Origin of the sequence: Mesorhizobium sp. B2-7-3 (genome assembly GCF_006440715.1) — a bacterium.
GTDB classification, from domain to species: Bacteria; Pseudomonadota; Alphaproteobacteria; order Rhizobiales; family Rhizobiaceae; genus Mesorhizobium; species Mesorhizobium australicum.
The window spans coordinates 18249-37720 of the sequence record NZ_VFTY01000020.1 but is presented as its reverse complement, the minus strand read 5'-3'; the positions used below and the strand labels follow the sequence as shown (position 1 = coordinate 37720).

Genomic DNA, 19472 nt, shown 5'->3' with positions numbered 1-19472 from the left:
CGCAATTGAATTGCAGGCGGCCGGTCGGCGCAAGCGCGCACTCTCTCCAGCCGAGCGGCTGAAAGACCAGCGTCCCCTGCCTTGAAACAGTTTAAGCGTGGATCGAGGGAAAACTCAGCGTCAGACCGCTTCGTTGGTATAGCGCTCCCAGCCTTTTGGGCCGAGATGCTCCTGCGGCATGAAGCGCATCTTATAATTCATCTTGCGCGAACCATTGACCCAGTAGCCAAGGTAGACATGGGGCAGCCCCATCGCCTTGGCACGGGCGATATGGTCGAGGATCATGAACGTGCCGAGCGAGCGGCTTTCGAAATCGGGATTGAAATAGGAATAAACCATCGACAAGCCGTCGGCCATCTTGTCGGTGAGCGCCACCGCTATGAGTTCACCCTGGCCTTTGCCGGTGATGAAGGTGTCGGGTCCGCGCCGCCGGTATTCGATCACCTTGGTGTCGACATGGGTATCCTCGACCATCATGGCGTAGTCGAGCACCGTCATGTCGGACATGCCGCCGCGGCGGTGGCGGGCATCGAGATAGCCGCGAAACAGTGAATATTGTTCGGTCGAGGGCTCGGCGTTGTGCATGGCGCCGACGAGGTCGGAATTGTGCTGCAGCACGCGCTTCATGTTGCGGCTGGCGGTGAACTCCTGTGCCAGGATACGCACCGACACACAGGCGCGGCAGGTCTCGCAGGCTGGTCTGTAGGCGATGTTCTGCGAGCGCCGGAAGCCGCCTTGCGTGAGCAGGTCGTTCATCTCCGAGGCCTTGTCGCCGACCAGATGCGTGAACACCTTGCGCTCGAACTGGCCGTCGAGATAGGGGCACGGCGACGGCGCGGTCAGGAAGAACTGCGGCGACTGGGTCGGGTGCTGCGTCATCGAGCCTTGGAAACACTCCTTCGAATCGCTCTACCTTTGGCTCCGGCGGCGAAAAATTCAACAGGATTGTGAAGGTGTGGGCAACTCAACACCTTCACATTTGCGCTCAAGGGGGCTGCGGCTTTGCTTCAGGGCGGTTTCATCGGCCGGTGCGGCTGACGACAGTGCCGAGCAAAAGATCGTGCAGCGTGCGCTTGCGGTCCGAGAACAGGGTCACCAGCAGGACCAGCGGCGACAGAATGACGTTGCCGGCCCAGAACAATACTGAATGGACGACCGCGGTCAGCCCGTCGATGCGAGTGCCGTCGAGACGGTCGAGGCGAATGCCCATCATCTTCATGCCCGTGGTGGCCTGGTCGGCGCTGCCCAACGTGTTCCAGATGTAGAGGATGGCGACTGCCGGCACCAGGACGCCGAACAGCATCCAGCCCAGGCCGAGGGTCAAGAGCCCGAGGAAGAACACCAGGATGGCGACCGGAATGCTCAGCAGGCCAACGATGAGATAGTCGAGCACGAAAGCCAGAATGCGCCTTGTGCGCACGCCTTCAAAAGCCCTGACATCGTCGAGCCGGGTGTTGATGATTTCGCCGTCGAGAACGCGAGCGTTCATGTCATTTCCTCGTAACAGGGGCCTGCTTAGCCTGCGCCCCACCGCACCAGAAATGGTGAAGGCTCATGGTGGAATCAAGATCGGACCGTTTCGCCGCGGCGCCAGGCGGGACAGAATGGGCTGATGGTCCGAAGCGGTTGAATTTGCAGCACGGATGGCGTTAGCTTGCTGCGGCGCAACAAGACGCCGAGGGGACGGGGCAATATGGACTACGACATGCTGGTCATCGGCAGCGGCCCTTCCGGCCGCCGCGCCGCCGTGCAATCGGCCAAACTCGGCAAATCGGTGCTGGTGGTCGACCGGGGCCGGCGCCTTGGCGGCGTCTCGGTGCACACCGGCACCATTCCTTCCAAAACGCTGCGCGAAACGGTGCTCAACCTCTCGGGCTGGCGCGAGCGCGGCTTCTATGGACGCGGCTATCGGGTCAAGCAGGATATCTCGGTCGGCGACCTGATCGAGCGCCTGCACAAGACGCTCGACCATGAGGTCGAGGTGCTGCAGCACCAGTTCATGCGCAACACGGTCAAAAGCGCGCGCGCGGCGGTGAAATTTCTGGGCTCCAACAAGGTCAGCCTGACATCGGACAATGGCGACTACAGCGAAGTCGGTTTCGCCAACGCACTGATCGCCGTGGGCACCAGGCCGCATCGGCCGGCCGACGTGCCCTTCGACAAGACCCGTGTCTTCGACAGCGACGAAATGCTTGAACTCGACCGCCTGCCACGCACGCTGACGGTGATCGGCGCCGGCGTCATCGGCGTCGAATACGCCACGATCTTTTCCGCGCTCGACGTACCGGTGACCCTGGTCGAGCCGCGCAACTCCATCCTCGATTTCGTCGACCGGGAGATCGTCGACGATTTCATCCACCAGATGCGCGACCGCGGCATGACGATAAGACTGGGCAGCGCGGTCAAGGAAATCCGCTCCAAGCCGGATGCCGCCGAAGTGGAACTGGCCGATGGCCGCACCATTCGCTCCGAGGTCGTGCTCTACGCCGCCGGCCGCACCGGCAATGTCGGCAGCCTCGGCCTCGACGTGGTCGGCATCGAAGCCGACTCCAGGGGCCGCATCAAGGTCGATCCCCAGACTTTCCAGACCAGCGTGCCGAACATCTACGCGGCCGGCGACGTCATCGGCTTTCCAAGCCTCGCCTCGACCTCCATGGAGCAGGGCAGGGTGGCCGCCTGCCATGCCTTTGGCGTGACCCTGCCCGCGCCGCCGGAGACCTTTCCCTACGGCATCTACGCGGTGCCGGAGATATCGACGGTCGGCCAGTCCGAGGAGCAGGTACGCCAAAGCGGCGGCGCCTATGAGGTTGGCGTCGCGCGCTTCCGTGAGACGTCGCGCGGCCACATCATGGGCGTCGACACCGGCTTCCTGAAGCTGTTGTTCTCGATCGAGACGCGGCGCCTGCTCGGCGCGCACATTGTCGGTGAGGGCGCCACCGAACTCATTCATATCGGCCAAGCGGTGATCAATCTCGGCGGCACGGTCGACTTCTTCGTCAACAACACCTTCAACTATCCAACCCTGGCCGAGGCCTACAAGATCGCCGGCCTCGACGCCTGGAACAGAATGGGAAGAGGGTAGCCCAGTCTGGTGCAAGTTCGGGGGGAGCCGTACACTCCCCTCCATTCTGTTGCCACTTCGAGCGGCTGCTGGAATTCCTGGCGGGCGAGGGCATGGCGGCGGTTCCAGCCATGGAATTGCTGATGACGGTCGGCCGCTACACGGTCGGCTGTGTCATGGAGGAGCAAGCCGAAAATCCGTCAGGTCCGGGGCGTGGCGAAGCGCTGGATGCGGCGGCGCATGATCATCCGCTTTTGCATGAAGCCTTGGTGCACTACCGTGCCGGCGGACACGAGGCGCTGTTTGAAAGCGGGCTCGCCCTGCTGATCGCCGGGGCAGAAGTTCGAATGGTGGCCGAACGCTGATTGGGCAGCGAGCGGTCGCAAAGGCGGTCAGCCTCCCTGTGCCGCTCCGGCCAGCCATCGCTCGACGATCGCGGCGTCCGGGTCGCCGATTTCGTGGCCTGATGGAACGATCCGGGCGTCGATCTCGCTACCGTGCCGGCTGAGCAGCGTCACCAGCGCCAACGCGAAAGGCCCGTAGGTCTCGTCCGCCGCCCCGGCAATGATCAGCGTCCGTGTGCCCATGAGGTCCGTTGAAGGCACCTTGTCGAGCACCGGCATTGGCCTCAGCAGCGCCGCGCTCCGGACAATGCCGGGATGGAGCAGCATCAGGCTCGAAACCAGATTGGCGCCGTTCGAATAGCCAAGGAATGTCGCGTGGGCGAGATCGAGCCCATGGCGCGCGGCGACTTCGCTTGCGAATGCCGCGAAGGCGGCGGTTTCGACACGGATGCTTTGCTGGCCGAAGCGCGTCGGCGTGATTCGCTCGAACCAGCGAAAACCGTCCTCCTGCGGGATGCGGCCCCGTACCGCGATCAGGGGGGCGTCGGGCGCGATGCGCCTCGCCAGCGGCACCATGCTTGTCTCGTCGACACCCGATCCATGCAGCAGGAACAGGCACGCGCGGCCGCTTTTGCCGGCACCGAGGAGGCGATAAGGAAAGGCTAGATCCAGCATCGGAGGGCCATTTTCGACACTGGCGCCAGTCATACCGCATCCCGTTGATTATATGAGGTTTCGCTCAATTTGCCGGCTTCAAAACGCAATATTTTCATGCTCCGCGAAAGTTGATTGAACCAGGCTCATTGCGGCCCGTTTCTGCGCCGATACACTCCCTGTGGGAGGAATCGAAGCGGTGCGTCGGGGGTCGCATTGCTGGACATGAACAACCAGCTTTGAGGCCTTTTGTCGATGACTACCCCTGTTTCGCCAGATCGCGATTTGCGTGTCTTTGAACGCGACACGCGTATCGATGTGCTGCGCGCGCTGGCACTGCTCACCATCTTCGTCGACCATGTGCCGGGCACGGCTTTCGAGACCCTGACCTACAAGAATTTCGGGTTTTCGGACGCGGCCGAGGCGTTCGTGCTGATATCAGGCATTTCGGTCGCGCTCGCCTACGGCACAAAATTCCGGCCGGGTGGCCGGCTTCTGGCGACCTTGAAAATGTGGCGGCGGGCCGGCGTGCTCTACGTCGCCCACATCGTCACGACGATGGTGGTGATGGCCCTGTTCTGCGCCGTGGCGGTGTTTGCCAGGCGGCCGGAACTGCTGACGCTCATCAACATCGAGCCCTTGATGAAAAACACGCCGCAAGTGCTGGTCGGCATCGTCACGCTCGGCCATCAGCTCGGCTATAACAACATCCTGCCGGTCTATGCGGCGCTGCTTTTGATGGCGCCGGCGTTCGTCCTGTTCGTCAGCTCCAGGCCCGTCGCGGCGCTTGTCATGTCCGGCACGCTATGGCTGGTTGCCGGAATTTGGGAGATCGCTCCGCCCAATTACCCCGAGCCCGGTTTCTGGTTCCTCAACCCGTTGTCCTGGCAGTTCCTGTTCAACATCGGCCTTGCCGCCATGCTGCATGTCAGGCGCGGCGGTGTCATTCCGGTCAACCGCTGGCTTGTCGGCGCGGCCTCGGCCTATGGGCTGGCGGCTCTGGTGTGGGTGCATAGCCCGCTCTGGGGACAGATAACGTGGTTCAACCTGCCGGTGGTGATCGGCGGCTTCGACAAGACCTTCCTGTCGTTGTCGCGGCTGTTGCACATCCTGGCGGTCAGCTACCTCGTCGTCGCCCTGCCGACGATGTCAAACCTGTTCCGCACCAGCCCCGACCATCCGCTGGCCATACTGGGCAAAAGATCGCTGCCGGCCTTCATCGCCGGCACGGTGATCGCCATGGTCGCGCAGGTGATGAAGCTGATCAATCCGGGCGGGCTCGTCTATGACAGCCTGCTGATATCGGCCGGCATCGCCATGCAGTTCGCGCTCGCCTTCTATCTCGAATGGCTGTCGACCATCGGCGGTTCGGGCAAGGCCCGTACGGCCCAAACGGTTCCCGCGCCGGTTCGTGCGCCTTTGGGGACTGCCATGGCAAGAGCCAATCGGTAGGCGGTTCGGCCGTGCGGTTCAGCCGCGTGGCGAAGCCGTCGAGGCTCGCACGATCAGTTCGACCGGCAGTTGATGCCGGCTGACCGGCCCGTCGCTCTCCAGGATCGCCCTGACGGCAAGGCGGCCCATCTCGGCAATCGGCTGGGCGATCGTGGTCAATGGCGGCTCGGACACCGCTGCTTCCGGAACACCGTCGAAGCCGACGATGGAAACGTCGTCAGGCACGCTCAGCCCGCGTGCGCTCAGCCATTCGAGCGCCACCAGGGCTATTCTGTCCGACATGGCCAGAATGGCGGTGGGCGGCGTGTCGGAGGCGAAGATGGTCTCGAGCCCCGCCTTCGTGCTCGCCACGTCGTTGGCGGTCTCGTAGACAGGCACTTTGGTTATGTCGACGCCAACCCGCGAAAGCTCCCGGAGATAGCCGGTGAGGCGGTCGCGCGTTCCGGCATAGGTCGCCGCCCGAACCTGTTCGGCCGAAACAAGGCCCGTCCTGTTGTCGGCGAAGGGCAGGGCCATGACGGCGAAGCGGCGATGGCCGAGATCCGTGAGATGGCGGGCCGCCATGCCGGCGCCGGCGATGTTGTCGACTCCGATCGCGGCGACCGAGCCGTCCTCGGAGTCGAGGTCGAGCGCGACGAAGGGCAGCTTGCGCTCACGTGCCAACTCCACCAGGCGCGAGCCACCTTCGATGCAAAAGACGATGAAGCCGTCGACCAGAGCGCTCTGGATGTTCCAGGCAAGCTGCTCGTTGTTGGCGGCCGAGACCAGGGAAATGCCGGCTCCGGTCGCATCGCAAGCTTGCGAGATGCCCGCCATCATGACGCGCGCAAACGGATCGTCGAAGAAATAGGAGAGGGGCTCGGCGGTGGCCACGCCGATGGCGTTGACCTTGCCGGCCCGCAGCAGCCTGCCCTTTGGATCGGGGCCGCCATAACCCATTGCCTCGGCCGCGGCGCGAACCCGTTCGCGGACTTCCTCGCGCACGATCTCGGGGCGGCTGAATACGTTGGACGCGGTGCCGTGCGAAACACCGGCGGCCTTGGCGATGTCGGCCAGCCGTACGGGTCGTCGATTGCCTGCGGTGAGTGACGCCATTTGTGCGTGCCTCCTGATATCCATGTAGCACGTTCTTCCGCCGCATCTAGTATTTTCGTTGGATCGATTCAAATTTTGCTTGACCTGCGCCGGTTTCGATCCTAGATTTGAATCGATCCAAGTGGCAGCTTGTTCTGCTGAATAGCCAAAAAGGGAGGAGCGCCATGCATCCCGTCAACTACCTGTTCGCCGACATCTACCGCAACGACTGGAATATCGGGTCAGCCACCAACAAGGCTAGGCATCGTGGTGAGACGGGCCCATGGGTTCGCGATCTTCGCTTCTTGGTGGCGCGCAAGCGGAGCTGATCAAACCGGCTTTTTCGCGCCCGACGATTGGATCGATTCAAAGACAAGGAGGATGAGTCATGCATCCCATCAAGCATCTGTTCGAAGATATCTACCGCAACTACTGGGGCATCGCACCGGCCACCGAGCGACCGGAAGCGCGACGGCGGGTGAAACCTGCTGTTGGCGGCCGTGCCCTTTGGGTCCGCCCGGAACGCCGCCGGGATTGACCTCAAGCAATCATTTCAGGGTCGTGGACGTGCCACGGCCGAGATCGCTATCGCCAGCCAGCCTGCAATGAGCAGGGTGCCGCCGATCGGCGCCGACATCGGAAACAGCCTTGAGCCCCAGAAATCGCGGGCGAGAAGATCGCCCGCGAAGAGGAGCAGCCCGGCGAGCAGAACGAGGCTGGCGATGCGCAGCCAGCGGTTCGCGCCGATAAGGCCGATGGCGAGGAAGACCGGCGCATGCATCAGCAGGAACGACGCGGCGGTGCCGGTAAAGGCGCCGCCGCGGTGGGCGGCGGCCGCCGAAAGCGCCACCCCCGCCGCGCCGACGAGGCCGCCGGCAAGCACGAGGAGGCGGCTGCCGTTTGGATCGGGGTTCATGGCCGGCGTGCTCCTTCTTTCTTCAGCAAGCGTCAGGGCTTGCGCGCTTCCAGCGCCATATGCCGCGTCCGCCGCGACTGGACGATCCAGTTGTAGGCCGCCCCGAGCGCCATCAGCACCGACGTGCCGAGAAACACCGCCGGCATGCCGAAATGGCCGCCCACAAAACCGCCGGCCAGCGGCCCCGCGACCTGTCCGACATACTGCGCCGAGATCGCCAGGCCAAGCACGTTGCCGCCAACGCCGTCGGGGATGTTGTGCCTGATGACACTGGTGATGCAGGGCAGGAGGCCGCCCAGCGCCAGGCCCATCAGGAAACGCAGGCCGATAAGCTGCCAGCTATCGGTGACAAAAGCCTGCGGGATAAGCAGCAGCGCCGAAACCGCCAGTGCTCCCACGACAACGTTCCAGTGCCCGATCCGGTCCGCGAGCTTGCCGAGCCAAGACGCCGAGAGGATGGTGCCCAGCGCGGCGGCCGACATCACAACGCCGGCGACGAGCGTCACCCTGCTCTGGTCCTCAATGAGCTGCTGCACATAGACGGTGATGATCGGCTCGATCGACATTGTGGCGAAGGCGAGCAGCATGCCGGTGGTCAGCATGGCCACGACCGGGCGCTTGTCCGGGATCTGCGACCAGCCGCTTTTCGGTTTTGCCGCCGACACCGGTTTGACTGGCTTCGGGCGCGGGCTCTCCTTGATGAGGAAGGTCGTTGCCAGGAAGGCGAGGAAGATCACACCGCCTGACAAGAGGAAGGTGGCGCGAATGCCGATCACCGGCGGCAGCACGCCGCCCAACAGGGGACCGACCAGCGAGCCCGCCGTAATGCCCGCCGACAGTACGCCAAGCGCCCAGCCGGAACGCTCCTTCGGCGTCTGCATGGCCACCAGTATGGTTGAACCGGAGGAATAGCCGCCCGCGAAGCCGATCAGCAGGCGCAGCAGAACCAGTTGCCAGACCGTCTCGACCATGCCCGTCAGCGACATGCAGATCGCCATGCCGAAGGAGGCGCGCACCAGCATCACCTTGCGCCCGTAGCGGTCACCCAGGCGCCCCCATAGCGGCGCTACTGTGGCCGCGGCGAAGAAGGTGGCGCCATAAGCGACGCCGGACCACTGCACGATTGCCGCGTGGCCCTGTGCGCCGAGCTGTTCGACATAGAGCGGCAGGAATGGCAACAGCAGGGTCATGGCGATGAGCGCGCTGAACGAGCCCGCGAAACAGACCGCGAGATTGCGCCGCCAGTGAATGTTGTAGCCGCTTTGCTGCGTGTCTTCCTGCGTCATGCCCTGCCTGCCCGGTATCAGCGCTTGTTGCGGATACCATTTTGGGATACCAAACTGGTCTCCGTCATGAACTTCACGCCGGCCGCTGTCAATGCGGCTTCGGAAAGGGCGCGCGATGTCGCAGATGCAGAATGTCGAACGGCAGCTTCGCGAGATGATCCTGGCGCTCGAGATCGGGCCGGGAGAGCGGCTGACCGAACGCTGGATCGAAAGCCAGTTCGGGGCCTCGCGCACGCCCGTCAGGGCGGCGCTGCTGCGGCTGGAGACCGAGGGGCTGGTCGGCAGGGACGGGCGCGGCTGGACCGTTTCGCCCATCAATCTGGCCGAACTCGAGCAGGTTGCGGTCTATCGCGAGGCGGTCGAGATCGCGGCATTGCGGCTGACGTGCGGGCAAGCCGACAAGAGCGCCATCGATGTCATCGAGGCGATGCTCGATTCCTGCGACGAAAATACGCCGCGCGAGGAGTGGCATCGTGTCGGCATGGATTTTCACATCGAGCTGGCGCGGCTCTCCGGCAACGAATTCCTGTTCCGGGCGGTTCGTGACGCGATGACGCGCCTGTCGCGCGCCCGCTGGCTGGAAGTGCGTGACGAGACGGCCCTTGGCCGTGCCTGGGTCGAACATCGCGCCATTCTTGCCGCGACACGCCTCGGTCAGGCTGATGAAGCCGCGCGGCTGCTGTCGGCCCACATCGTCGGCAGCCGTGATCGGCTGGTGACGTCGCTTGCCAACGACCGACGTGGCCTTCGCGCCAGGGGATTTGCCGTCGTCGCCGCTTAGTGCGGTCCATGCGCTGCGGCGCGCTGGCCGGAAAAACAGACGGGTCTGACGTGAAGCACACTTTCGGCCTCGCTTCAAGGAAGCCGATGGCGTAAGAGCGGCGATGGAAAACAACCGGTTTGAAACACCCGTGACCGTCAAATCCGTCACGGCGGGAAGCACTCAGCTCTTGCGTTCGGCAAGGGAGGCTTCCGATTACCTCCTCAACAACTGGCCCGGCAAGCGCAGCCCCAAGCATCGTGCGGCGCTGCAGGCCTGTCACGACGCGCTCGCCGGCGACAAGCCGGCGATGAATGCCAGGCGCGCTTTCATCGCCGCGGCGCGGGAAGTGGATGTCTTCATCAGCGACAAGGCGCCAGCCTGATATTAGCTCGCGGTTTGGGCTGACAATTGGATTTGAGGCTCGGCCCGCATTAGCGGGCCGGATGCCGTTAATCCTTCGTTTCGGTCTCAGTCTCGGTTTCAGGCTTCGTACGTTCGCGCGCGGCAACCTTGGCCGCCAGCTTTTCAGCCTTCTTGGCCGCTTTCTGGCGGTCGCGCTCCTTGCGTTCCTGATCGTAGTTTGGTGCTCGCGCCATGTCGGCTCCTTTTTGTGACTGCCTTGCGGCCCTGAGCCTGCCTAGGAGCATTAGCCGTCAAACACAACAGCCGAAGCGATAATGCGTGGCTGCTGGCATCGAAGAGATGCGGGCGCTTGCCAGATCGGCGCCACAATGATGTAGGACATGCGGGCGCCATGGATTGAGAACCGCCCGTTTGTTTTGATCAAGTGACCGATGGCCACAATTTCGCGGACCGCAGCAAGAGTTTTCTATTATGCGAGAAACGTCGCGCGCGATGTCGCTCCGCAAGCGTTGTTTCGTGCCCGGCTGGCTGGCCGTCTCGAAAGGGCCAGGCTTTCCGGTGAGGCGGCGCGCCGCAGGCTGAATTACTACAACAAGTTGCAGGATGGTTTCGCGCCAAGCGCCGATGCCATGCGCATCGGCAAACTGCCCTTCACGCCGACCATGTACTATTACGACCTGAAGGAGTTCGCCCGCTACTTCGATCCCGGCCTGCTCATCGACCTGGAATTCGGCGACGTCAGGAATGTCCCCAAGGTGCCTTCGATCGTCAAGGACCGGCCAATCTGTGCTGACGACAAGAACGCGATCATCATGAAACTCGACAAGTTTCGTCATTTCCAGATGCCGGCTGACGCGATGTCGTTCGCCGACAAGCTGCCGTCCGTTGTCTGGCGCGGTGATCTCAACAATCCGATCAGGACAAGATTTCTGAACGCTGTGCGCGACCTGCCGTTCTGCGATGCCGGTTCGCACAAGCCGAACGCACCGCCCGAATACGCCAGGCCTTTTCTCAGCATCAGCCAGCACCAGCGCTATCGCTACATCGTCTCGCTCGAGGGCAACGACGTGGCGACCAATCTCAAATGGATCATGAATTCGAAGTCGCTCTGCATGATGCCGCCGCCGACCTATGAGACATGGTTTGCGGAGCGGCAGCTCGAAGCCAACGTCCACTATGTGCCGCTCGCGGCGGATTTCTCGAACCTTGAGGACCACGTCGCCTATTTCGAGCGGAATCCGGCGGAGGCGGAGCGCATCATCGCGGCTGCGAACGCCTATTGCCGGACATTCGACGACGAACAGACCGAGCAGACGATCTCCCTGCTGGTGCTCTACAAATACTTCGTGCTGTCGGGCCAGATCAAACCGGATGCCGAGGTGTGGCGCTACATAACGGGCTAGTTGCGGCGCTCGGTCGAGGCCGCCAGCCGCATTCGGGCGCTATCGGAATGCGTGGCTGGATGGTAGGGCAATCATGCTGCGGGAACCATCCCGACCTTCACTTGTTCAACCGCGTTTATCTTTGATCAAAAGAGTCCATGGCCACCCTCCAACGAACGACGGCAAAGGTCTTCTACTATGCGCGGAACGTCATGCGCGATATCGCGCCCCAGGCGATCTTCCGGCGGCGATTGGCCAGCCGCCTGCAGCAGGCCAGGCTCTCGGACGAGGCCGTGCGCCGGCGACTGAATCACTACAACAAGCTGCAGGACGCTTTTACACCAGGCCCGGATGCTGTGCGCATCGACAAGATACCGTTTGAACCGAGCATGTACTATTACGACCTGAAGGAATTTGCCCGCTATTTCGATCCATCATTGCTCATCGACCTGAAGTTCGGTGATGTCATCGGCGTGCCCAAGCTGCCGACCCTCGTCAAGGACCGGCCGATCCGCGCCGACAACGGCAATGCCGTCGTCATGAAGTTCAACAAATTCCGCCACTTCCACATGCCCCTCGATACCGTCGCCTTCGCCGACAAGCGCCCTGCCGTGGTCTGGCGCGGCGACCTCAACAACCCGATCAGGACACGGTTCCTGGATGTCGCGCGCGACTTGCCGTTCTGCGACGCCGGTTCGCACAAGCGCAGCGCACCGGCTAAGTACAGCAAGCCTTTCCTCAGCATCAGCCAGCACCTGCGCTATCGCTACATCGTCTCGCTGGAGGGCAATGACGTGGCGACCAACCTCAAATGGATCATGAATTCCAACTCGCTCTGTCTGATGCCGCCGCCGACCTACGAAACATGGTTCGGCGAGAGCCAGCTCGAGGCCGGTATCCACTATGCGCCGCTTGACCCGGATTTTGCCGATCTCGGCGAAAAAGTGCGCTATTTCGAAGCGCACCCGGCCGCGGCGGAGCGCATCATCGCCGCAGCCAATGCCTATTGCCGCAAATTCTCCAATGAACGGGACGAGCATGCGATCTCCTTGCTCGTCCTCTACAAATATTTCGTGCTCGGCGGCCAGATCGAACCCGATCCCGAACTCTGGCGGTTTATCGGCGGCTAGCTCTTGCTCTCTGCCTGACGCTGATCAGATATCGCTGCGGTCGAGAACCAGATCGGCTGGGCCGAAGCGATCCTTCGCTGTCAGTTGCTGGTGCCAGTAGGGGTAGAGCAGAGCCGGCCGGCTGACCGCGTCGAGGCGCTGGCGTTCTTCGGTGCCGAGCTTCAGGGCCGCCGCCGCAAGGTTGTCCTTGAGCTGAACGTCATTGCGGGCACCGATCACCAGCGAGGAGACGGCAGGGCGTCCGAGCAGCCAGGCGAGCGCCACCTGCGCCGCCGAGACGCCACGATCCTTGCCGATCTCGACCAGCACATCGACAATCCGCCACAGCCGGTCCTCGTCGCGGATCGGCGGCTCGGACCAGCCGGCAAGCTGGCGAGCGGTCGGGCTGTCGCGGCGGTATTTGCCCGACAGCAGGCCGCCGGCGAGCGGGCTCCAGACCAAAACGCCCAGCCCTTGGTCGACCGAGATCGGCAAGAGCTCGTACTCGGCCTCGCGCGCTTCCAGCGTATAGTGGATCTGCTGGGTGACGAAGCGTTGCTGGTGACGGCTGTCGCTGATGGAAAGCGCCTTCATCACCTGCCAGCCGGAATAGTTGGAGCAGCCGATGTAGCGCACCTTGCCCTGGCTGACCAAACTGTCGAGCGCGGCAACGGTCTCCTCGAGCGGAGTGAGGCCGTCCCATTGGTGGACGAAATAGATGTCGATGACATCGGTCTTCAAGCGCTTCAGGCTGCTCTCGCATTCACGGATCAGATGATGGCGCGACAGGCCCTCGTCGTTCGGGCCCTTGCCGATCCGCATCCGCGCCTTGGACGCGATCAGCACATCGTTCTTGCGCTTGCCGCCGAGAGCTTCGCCTATGATCTCTTCGGAGAGGCCGTTGGAATAGACATTGGCGGTGTCGATGAGGTTGATGCCGGCATCGATGCACATATCGATCATCCGCTTGGCTTCGGCGAGATCGCTGTTGCCGACCGCGGCGAAGGGCCCGGCGCCGCCGAATGTCATGGTGCCAAGCGTCAGTGTCGAAACCTTCAGGCCGGAACGGCCAAGGGTGCGGTATTCCATGTCAGATCCTCACGATTTTGTTGAAGAGGCGTGCCGGCAAGGCAGGCCTGGAAGGCGACCGCGCATTTGTAGGACAATTCGGCCGGCTTGTCGCCATGCGACGACGGTCGATCGATCAGACATCGCGGAATTTGCAACGTCGGCAATTGCGCCTGTGCTGCAATAAAACCGTCACCGCCGGCCTATATTGAAGTCGGCTCAGGTGTTTCCATTCCCGGCCGCCGGCCAGCAATTTGGAGCGCCCAGTGGTAACCGACAGGGCTTGCAAGCGGAGCAGTTGATATGACCGAGCTGAAACAGAATTCCCCTGCCAAGGACTGGCTTGAAGCCGAGCTCGCCGACACGCTCGACGAGGACTATGAGCTCGAAATGTCGGAGCCGGCCCTCTCGATGGAGATCGCCAAGATCTACAAGAACTCGCATCCGCCTTCGATCGATCGCATGCAGTATTTTCGCGACCTGATCAGCCTCCAGTCCGAATTGATCAAGCTGCAATCCTGGGTCGCCTACCACAAGAAGAAACTGGTGGTGATATTCGAGGGCCGCGACTCCGCTGGCAAGGGCGGCGTCATCAAGCGCATCACACAGCGGCTCAATCCGCGTATCTGCCGCGTCGTGGCGCTTCCGGCTCCGACCGAACGCGAGAAGTCGCAATGGTATTTCCAGCGCTATGTCCCGCATTTGCCGGCAGGCGGCGAGATCGTTTTGCTCGACCGCTCCTGGTACAACCGCTCCGGCGTCGAACGGGTAATGGGTTTTGCCAGCCCCGAGCAGGTCGAGGAGTTCTTCCATGACGTGCCGGAGTTCGAGCGCATGCTGGTGCGCTCGGGCATCACCGTGGTCAAATATTGGTTCTCGATCACCGACGAGGAACAGCAAATGCGCTTCCTGATGCGGATCCACGACCCGATGAAACAGTGGAAGCTGTCGCCGATGGACCTGCAGTCGCGGGTGCGCTGGGAACACTACACCAAGGCCAAGGAGGAGACCTTCGCCCGCACCAACATTCCCGAGGCGCCCTGGTTCATCGTCGAGGGTAACGACAAGAAGCGCGCGCGGCTGAACTGCATCGACCATCTGCTCAAGCAGCTGCCGTATGAAGAGGTGCCGCACGAGGAGATCACGCTGCCGGAGCGCGTCTTCAACCCGGAATACGAGCGCCAGGTGCTGCCGCGCGAGCTTTACGTGCCGGAGAAGTATTGAGCGAGAGTTTTGTCTTTCTCCCCGTATAGTGACGGGGAGAAATGGGCTTTCGTCGAGGGTTTCGCCACCTTACGCCCGCTTGATCACCACGTGCGTGGCCAGTGCCGTCGCCACCTGTTCGCCGCACTGGTAGCCCAGATTCAGCATGTCGAGGCCCGCAAAAAGGTTCTCGCCTCTGCCAAGCAGCACCGGCGAGATCGCCAGGTGCATCTCGTCGATCAGCTTTTCCTGCAGATACTGCCGGATGGTGGAGACGCCGCCGCCGACCCGCACATCCTTGCCTGACGCGGCGACTTTGGCTTGTTCGAGAGCCGAATGGATGCCGTCGGTTACGAAATAAAAAGTCGTGCCGCCTTCCATCACGATGGGATCGCGCTTGTAATGAGTCAGCACGAAGGTCGGGACGTGATAGGGCGGATTGTCGCCCCACCAACCCTTCCAGCTGTCGTCAGGCCACTCGCCCCGGATCGGCCCGAACATGTTGCGGCCGAGGATCCAGGCGCCGACATTCTCGAAGCTGCGCGCCGCAAAGTCTTCGTCAACGCCTGTCTCGCCGCCTTCCTGGCCAAACATCTTGCGGAAGGTGCGAGTGCTGAAAGCCCATTTGTGCAGGGCCGGTCCGCCGACACCGAGCGGATTTTCAAGGCTCTGATCGGGACCGGCGCCATAGCCGTCAAGCGACAGGCTGAAAGCGTTGACGCGAAGTTTGGACATGAGGACCTCCTCCTTGAGAACCGGTTGTATTCCGAATCTTGCCGCCAAGCTACGGCCGCCGCTTCATTGGCCGGTCAGTTGGCGCGCGACGATCTCAAGGGCCTCGCTGTGCCTGATCGGCAGGTCGCGGGCGGCAAGCGCCTCCCGCATGGCTTTCGCCATCGTCTTGGCATCGCGATAGGCAAGCATGTCCGTTCCTCGGTCACGGCGAAGCCTTTGTCAGTGCCCGCAATGCCGACACCTTCGCCCGACGGTGAAACGAGTCAGGAAGCATCCTCAGGAGGCGTTCGCCATACCTCTTGGCCGAGGTGCGGGCTGCCGGCCGCTTCCGGCCATGCTTCCATCATAGCTGCAGCCGCCAGTTTTTGTCAGCGGGTTTTCGATAGAACCGCCGACCAGTTGAAAGAGTGGTGACATCTACTGAAGTGCCTTGCCCGGGAAGTCGGGCTACCCTTTCAGCATCACGGCCACTTCGGGTGCGAAATAGGTCAGGATGCCGTCGCAGCCGGCGCGCTTGAAGGCGAGCAACGATTCCAGCATCGCCTTCTCTCCATCGATCCAGCCATTGGAATCAGCCGCCTTGATCATCGAATATTCGCCCGAGACCTGATAGGCGAAGGTCGGCATCTGGAATTCGTCCTTCAGCCGGCGGATGATGTCGAGATAGGGCAGGCCGGGCTTGACCATCAGCATGTCTGCGCCCTCGGCGATGTCCTGGTCGGCCTCGCGCACCGCCTCGTCCGAATTGGCGTGGTCGATATAATAGGTCTTCTTGTCGCCCTTGAGCAGACCGGCGGTGCCGACCGCCTCGCGATAGGGACCGTAGAAGGCCGAGGCGAATTTGGTGGCGTAGGACATGATCGCCACGTCCTGGAAACCGTTGGCGTCGAGCGCATCGCGGATGGCGCCGATGCGGCCGTCCATCATGTCGGACGGCGCGATGATGTCGGCGCCGGCCGCCGCCTGGATGACGGCCGCCGCGGCGACCTGTTCGACTGTCTCGTCATTGACGATGATGCCGTCGCGCAGGATGCCGTCATGGCCATGGCTGGTGAACGGGTCGAGTGCGGCGTCTGTGATGATGCCGATCTCGGGCACCGCGTCCTTGATGGCGCGCGTGGCGCGGTTGATGATATTTTCCGGGTCGAGGATGTGGGACCCCGTCTGGTCGCGCAGGCCGAGATCGACGTTGGGAAAGGTGGCAAGAGCGGGGATGCCGAGCTTGGCCGCGCGTTCGGCCTCCTTGACGGCAAGGTCGACCGACAGCCGGAAGACGCCGGGCATGGCGGCAATCGGCTCCCGGACATTCCTGCCCTCGACGACGAAGATCGGCCAGATCAGGTCGTCCACCGAAAGCCTGTTCTCCTGCACGAGCCGGCGCGACCAGTCGGCCTTGCGCATGCGGCGCAGGCGGCGGCTGCCGGTGACATCGTCGACGCTGCGCGCGCCGGCAGCTTTTGCTGGGGTGAATTTGTTCATGGCCAAAACTCCGGATCGGCGGCTTTTACCACGAGCTTTTGGTGCTGACCAATGCGACACGTTTGTGCCAGTGCCGAAAGCCGCCACAGCGCTGTCCCACCACGCCTATTGGTTCAGGGCTGCCCGTTGCCCGAAAGGATCTGTGCCGCGCCTCCGATTGCCACACGGAACGCGTCGTCGAAGCTGACACCGCGCACCTGCCAACGATAGGTCTTGCCGTGATCGGCCAGTCGCCAATCGGCGACCCAGCCCAGTTCCTTGTCGCTCCACACGATGCTGCCGGCGAGCGCTCGGTCGCCTCCGGCTTGCTTGGCCACTCGATCCAGCCTTGCCATGTCCGTCGCGCGCAGCGCTTCTTCGCCCAAGCCGGCAAGTTGCGCGGCCTTGGGAAACGCGACATGCATCAGCATCGGCCCGCTGGCATTGACGAAGGATTCGCGCATCGTCTCGCCACGCCCTTCCTCGGCGCTCAGCATGAAATGCCGCGCGCCTTGTTCGGTCGTGAGGAAGACGGTGAGTGTCGGCCGCTCGCCAAGCCAGGGCCTGCTGCCGAGCGACGCCAGCAGCCTGTCGATCGCATCAGGCTTGTAGAAGCAGGTGAGATCATGCGGCCGGTCATGCGTCCCTTGCTCGTCATGGATCGGAATGCCCTCCATCCGGTCATGGTAGCGGAACGAGTCGACAAAGCTGCCGGCCTTGTCGCGCAGCGCGTCCATTTCGCGTCTGGCAAGCAGCCGCTGATCGCCCGAAACACGGACGAGCACCTTGTCGAGGCAGGTCCTGAAGCCGAGCTGACGATTTTCTTCACCCTGGCCGGTGACAATGGTCTGCGAGTGGTAAAGGTCGCCAAGGTCGGCTGCCCCCGCGGGGACATTGGTTGCCCACAAAAACGACAGGCAACTCAGAACAAAGGCAAAGCGCAAAAATTGCGGCATGGCTAAGTATCCTGCTCTCGGCCTGTAGTACCGGCCACCAATGTCTAGCATCGGCGACCGCTAGCCGCCAAGATCGAGGCGGCCAGACTGCAGCCATTGACGCACCCATGTGCCGCCTTTAGCACTTCAGTCCCGCAGGCGCGGGAACAAGGATTCTCTGGCGATGGATTTTGGTGGAGGCGACGAAATTCGCTTCGAAAGGTTGGGCAGGGCCGGGGTCGTCACGCTGACACGGCCGCAGGCGCTCAATGCCGTCACCCATCGCATGATCAAGGCGCTGGGCAAGGCCCTGCGGTCCTGGGAACGCGACGAGGGGGTGGATGTCGTCGTGGTCAAGGCCGAGGGCAGGGCGTTTTCGGCCGGGGGCGACATCCTGCACATCTACGAAGCCGGACGGGCTGGAAACCCACCGGTCGAATTTTTCGCCGACGAGTATCGCCTCAACGCCTACATCGCGCGTTTCAAGAAGCCCTATGTGGCGCTCATCGACGGTATCGTGATGGGCGGCGGGGTCGGCATTTCCTTCCACGGTTCGCACCGGGTGATGACCGAGAATGCCCAGTTCGCCATGCCGGAGGTCGGCATCGGTTTTTTCCCGGATGTCGGCGCCAGTCATCTGCTGCCCGACCTTGGCGGTTCCTTCGGCATGTACCTGGCGCTGACCGGGAACCGCATTCGTTATGGCGATGCGCTGTGGTCTGGGCTGGCCACCCACACCATCAAGGCTGAAGACCAGGCAAGCTTCCTCGATCGGCTGGCGCTGACGGGCGATCCGGAATCGGTGCTGCGCGGTTTCTTTGTTCCGGCCAAGCGGGAGACCGACAGGCCGATCCTGGAGGCGATCTCCCGCCATTTCGCCCAACCGTCGCTGCGGGATCTGATCGCCAGCCTGGACCGCGCGGGCAATGACGAATTCGCCACCGGGACGCTGGCAACGATCCGCACGCGCTCGCCGACCAGCCTTCGCGTCGCCTGGCGACAGATCAGCGCCGGGCAGACATTGTCGATGGACGACTGCATGAGGATGGAGTTCCGCATCCTGAACCGGATGCTGGCCGGCCACGATTTCTACGAAGGCATCCGCGCCGCCATCATCGACAAGGGCTCGAAGCCGCAATGGCGGCCGGCAGCGATCGATGCGGTTAGCGAGGCGGATGTCGAGGCCTATTTTGCCCCGCTCGGCGATCGGGAGCTCGAGTTGTGAGCGAAGTGACATCGAGACGCGTCATCCTGCAGCCCTCGACGGTCGAGGTGATCTTCGCCTGGTTCCAGCGCGTCATCGCGGGCTACTGCCTGCTGTTCGGCATCCTCTACTGGATCAAGCTGATCGGCTTCTATCCGGGCTCGCTGTGGCGGTTCGACCTTATGCCGGTGCATTGGCAGGTCGCGGCGGTGATGCTCGCCGTGTTCTTTCCCTTCGCCGCGGCGGGGTTGTGGATGCTGGCGTCCTGGGGTCCGGTGATCTGGTTCATCTGCGCGGTCACGGAGACGGTCATGTATGCCGGCTTTTCCGAGCTTTTCGGCCATCGTCTGCTGATTATCGTCTCGCATGCCTGCGTGGCGCTGCTCTATATCGTCTTTCGCGTCGTCATATACCTGCAGAAACGACCGGCACGGCACTAATGCATGTCGCCCCGAAGTGTCCTCG

23 protein-coding genes and 1 pseudogene are annotated in these 19472 nt (G+C 62.7%); 12 read left to right on the top strand and 12 right to left on the bottom strand.

Annotation, left to right across the window (positions count from 1 at the left end):
- Positions 1-120: 120 nt before the first annotated feature.
- Positions 121-879 carry an arginyltransferase gene (locus FJW04_RS29175; protein ID WP_015318275.1) on the bottom strand — a complete coding sequence of 253 codons (759 nt, stop codon included), beginning with the start codon at positions 877-879 and terminating at the stop codon, positions 121-123.
- A gap of 139 nt (positions 880-1018) precedes the next feature.
- On the bottom strand, positions 1019-1489 hold the full coding sequence (locus FJW04_RS29170) for an RDD family protein (RefSeq protein ID WP_015318274.1): 471 nt from the start codon (positions 1487-1489) through the stop codon (positions 1019-1021).
- A 204-nt stretch (positions 1490-1693) separates the two neighbouring features.
- Between FJW04_RS29170 and sthA the strand changes: the two genes are divergently transcribed.
- Positions 1694-3082, top strand: coding sequence for a Si-specific NAD(P)(+) transhydrogenase (gene sthA / locus FJW04_RS29165; RefSeq protein WP_015318273.1), 1389 nt, complete (start codon positions 1694-1696; stop codon positions 3080-3082).
- Positions 3058-3426 carry a TetR/AcrR family transcriptional regulator C-terminal domain-containing protein gene (locus tag FJW04_RS29160; RefSeq protein WP_140718255.1) on the top strand — a complete coding sequence of 123 codons (369 nt, stop codon included), beginning with the start codon at positions 3058-3060 and terminating at the stop codon, positions 3424-3426. Before sthA ends, FJW04_RS29160 begins: the two co-directional genes overlap by 25 nt.
- 27 nt (positions 3427-3453) lie before the next feature.
- Here the strand turns inward: FJW04_RS29160 and FJW04_RS29155 are convergent, their stop codons facing one another.
- Complete coding sequence (locus FJW04_RS29155; RefSeq protein ID WP_140718253.1) at positions 3454-4113, bottom strand: alpha/beta hydrolase; 660 nt, start codon at positions 4111-4113, stop codon at positions 3454-3456.
- A gap of 201 nt (positions 4114-4314) precedes the next feature.
- Between FJW04_RS29155 and FJW04_RS29150 the strand changes: the two genes are divergently transcribed.
- Positions 4315-5511 carry an OpgC family protein gene (locus FJW04_RS29150; protein ID WP_140718251.1) on the top strand — a complete coding sequence of 399 codons (1197 nt, stop codon included), beginning with the start codon at positions 4315-4317 and terminating at the stop codon, positions 5509-5511.
- A gap of 18 nt (positions 5512-5529) precedes the next feature.
- Here the strand turns inward: FJW04_RS29150 and FJW04_RS29145 are convergent, their stop codons facing one another.
- The gene (locus FJW04_RS29145) at positions 5530-6606 is read right to left on the bottom strand and encodes a substrate-binding domain-containing protein (RefSeq protein WP_015318270.1); all 1077 of its coding nucleotides are present in this window, start codon (positions 6604-6606) and stop codon (positions 5530-5532) included.
- Between the two features lie 164 nt (positions 6607-6770).
- Here FJW04_RS29145 and FJW04_RS30140 point away from each other — a divergent pair, with 164 nt between their 5' ends.
- Positions 6771-6914, top strand: a complete 144-nt coding sequence (locus FJW04_RS30140) for a hypothetical protein (RefSeq protein WP_015318269.1) — start codon at positions 6771-6773, stop codon at positions 6912-6914.
- A gap of 59 nt (positions 6915-6973) precedes the next feature.
- Positions 6974-7123 (top strand): hypothetical protein, encoded by a 150-nt coding sequence (locus FJW04_RS30135; protein WP_015318268.1) that lies wholly within the window; start codon positions 6974-6976, stop codon positions 7121-7123.
- Between the two features lie 15 nt (positions 7124-7138).
- Here FJW04_RS30135 and FJW04_RS29140 read toward each other — a convergent pair whose 3' ends face one another.
- Entirely contained in the window at positions 7139-7501 is a 363-nt protein-coding gene (locus FJW04_RS29140) for a DUF423 domain-containing protein (protein WP_015318267.1), read from the bottom strand.
- A gap of 32 nt (positions 7502-7533) precedes the next feature.
- Positions 7534-8787 carry an MFS transporter gene (locus FJW04_RS29135; protein WP_140718249.1) on the bottom strand — a complete coding sequence of 418 codons (1254 nt, stop codon included), beginning with the start codon at positions 8785-8787 and terminating at the stop codon, positions 7534-7536.
- 115 nt (positions 8788-8902) lie between these two features.
- On the opposite strand from FJW04_RS29135, the gene FJW04_RS29130 reads away from it, so the two are divergent.
- Both FJW04_RS29130 and FJW04_RS29125 read left to right on the top strand, forming a co-directional pair.
- Positions 8903-9568 carry a GntR family transcriptional regulator gene (locus FJW04_RS29130; protein WP_015318265.1) on the top strand — a complete coding sequence of 222 codons (666 nt, stop codon included), beginning with the start codon at positions 8903-8905 and terminating at the stop codon, positions 9566-9568.
- 103 nt (positions 9569-9671) lie between these two features.
- Complete coding sequence (locus FJW04_RS29125) at positions 9672-9932, top strand: DUF982 domain-containing protein (protein ID WP_015318264.1); 261 nt, start codon at positions 9672-9674, stop codon at positions 9930-9932.
- Between the two features lie 67 nt (positions 9933-9999).
- Here the strand turns inward: FJW04_RS29125 and FJW04_RS29120 are convergent, their stop codons facing one another.
- Positions 10000-10146 carry a hypothetical protein gene (locus FJW04_RS29120; protein WP_015318263.1) on the bottom strand — a complete coding sequence of 49 codons (147 nt, stop codon included), beginning with the start codon at positions 10144-10146 and terminating at the stop codon, positions 10000-10002.
- A 198-nt stretch (positions 10147-10344) separates the two neighbouring features.
- Here FJW04_RS29120 and FJW04_RS29115 point away from each other — a divergent pair, with 198 nt between their 5' ends.
- Both FJW04_RS29115 and FJW04_RS29110 read left to right on the top strand, forming a co-directional pair.
- Positions 10345-11316 (top strand): glycosyl transferase family 90, encoded by a 972-nt coding sequence (locus FJW04_RS29115; RefSeq protein ID WP_015318262.1) that lies wholly within the window; start codon positions 10345-10347, stop codon positions 11314-11316.
- A gap of 137 nt (positions 11317-11453) precedes the next feature.
- On the top strand, positions 11454-12425 hold the full coding sequence (locus FJW04_RS29110) for a glycosyl transferase family 90 (RefSeq protein WP_140718247.1): 972 nt from the start codon (positions 11454-11456) through the stop codon (positions 12423-12425).
- A gap of 24 nt (positions 12426-12449) precedes the next feature.
- Here FJW04_RS29110 and FJW04_RS29105 read toward each other — a convergent pair whose 3' ends face one another.
- Positions 12450-13493 (bottom strand): aldo/keto reductase, encoded by a 1044-nt coding sequence (locus FJW04_RS29105; RefSeq protein WP_140661935.1) that lies wholly within the window; start codon positions 13491-13493, stop codon positions 12450-12452.
- A gap of 282 nt (positions 13494-13775) precedes the next feature.
- On the opposite strand from FJW04_RS29105, the gene ppk2 reads away from it, so the two are divergent.
- On the top strand, positions 13776-14696 hold the full coding sequence (ppk2, locus tag FJW04_RS29100) for a polyphosphate kinase 2 (RefSeq protein ID WP_015318259.1): 921 nt from the start codon (positions 13776-13778) through the stop codon (positions 14694-14696).
- A 69-nt stretch (positions 14697-14765) separates the two neighbouring features.
- Here ppk2 and FJW04_RS29095 read toward each other — a convergent pair whose 3' ends face one another.
- The 4 genes and pseudogenes from FJW04_RS29095 to FJW04_RS29080 form a co-directional block, all read right to left on the bottom strand.
- Complete coding sequence (locus tag FJW04_RS29095; protein ID WP_140718245.1) at positions 14766-15410, bottom strand: dihydrofolate reductase family protein; 645 nt, start codon at positions 15408-15410, stop codon at positions 14766-14768.
- A 78-nt stretch (positions 15411-15488) separates the two neighbouring features.
- Positions 15489-15599 (bottom strand): annotated as a pseudogene (locus FJW04_RS30505) (glyoxalase superfamily protein); the annotation flags it as partial.
- Positions 15600-15857: 258 nt separating this feature from the next.
- Positions 15858-16889, bottom strand: a complete 1032-nt coding sequence (gene hemB / locus FJW04_RS29085; protein ID WP_140718243.1) for a porphobilinogen synthase — start codon at positions 16887-16889, stop codon at positions 15858-15860.
- A 113-nt stretch (positions 16890-17002) separates the two neighbouring features.
- The gene (locus FJW04_RS29080) at positions 17003-17824 is read right to left on the bottom strand and encodes a DUF2066 domain-containing protein (RefSeq protein WP_140718241.1); all 822 of its coding nucleotides are present in this window, start codon (positions 17822-17824) and stop codon (positions 17003-17005) included.
- A 163-nt stretch (positions 17825-17987) separates the two neighbouring features.
- On the opposite strand from FJW04_RS29080, the gene FJW04_RS29075 reads away from it, so the two are divergent.
- On the top strand, positions 17988-19028 hold the full coding sequence (locus tag FJW04_RS29075; RefSeq protein WP_140718239.1) for an enoyl-CoA hydratase/isomerase family protein: 1041 nt from the start codon (positions 17988-17990) through the stop codon (positions 19026-19028).
- Positions 19025-19447, top strand: coding sequence for a DUF6163 family protein (locus tag FJW04_RS29070; protein WP_140718237.1), 423 nt, complete (start codon positions 19025-19027; stop codon positions 19445-19447). The genes FJW04_RS29075 and FJW04_RS29070 overlap by 4 nt, the downstream gene beginning before the upstream one ends.
- The last annotated feature ends 25 nt before the right edge of the window (positions 19448-19472 follow it).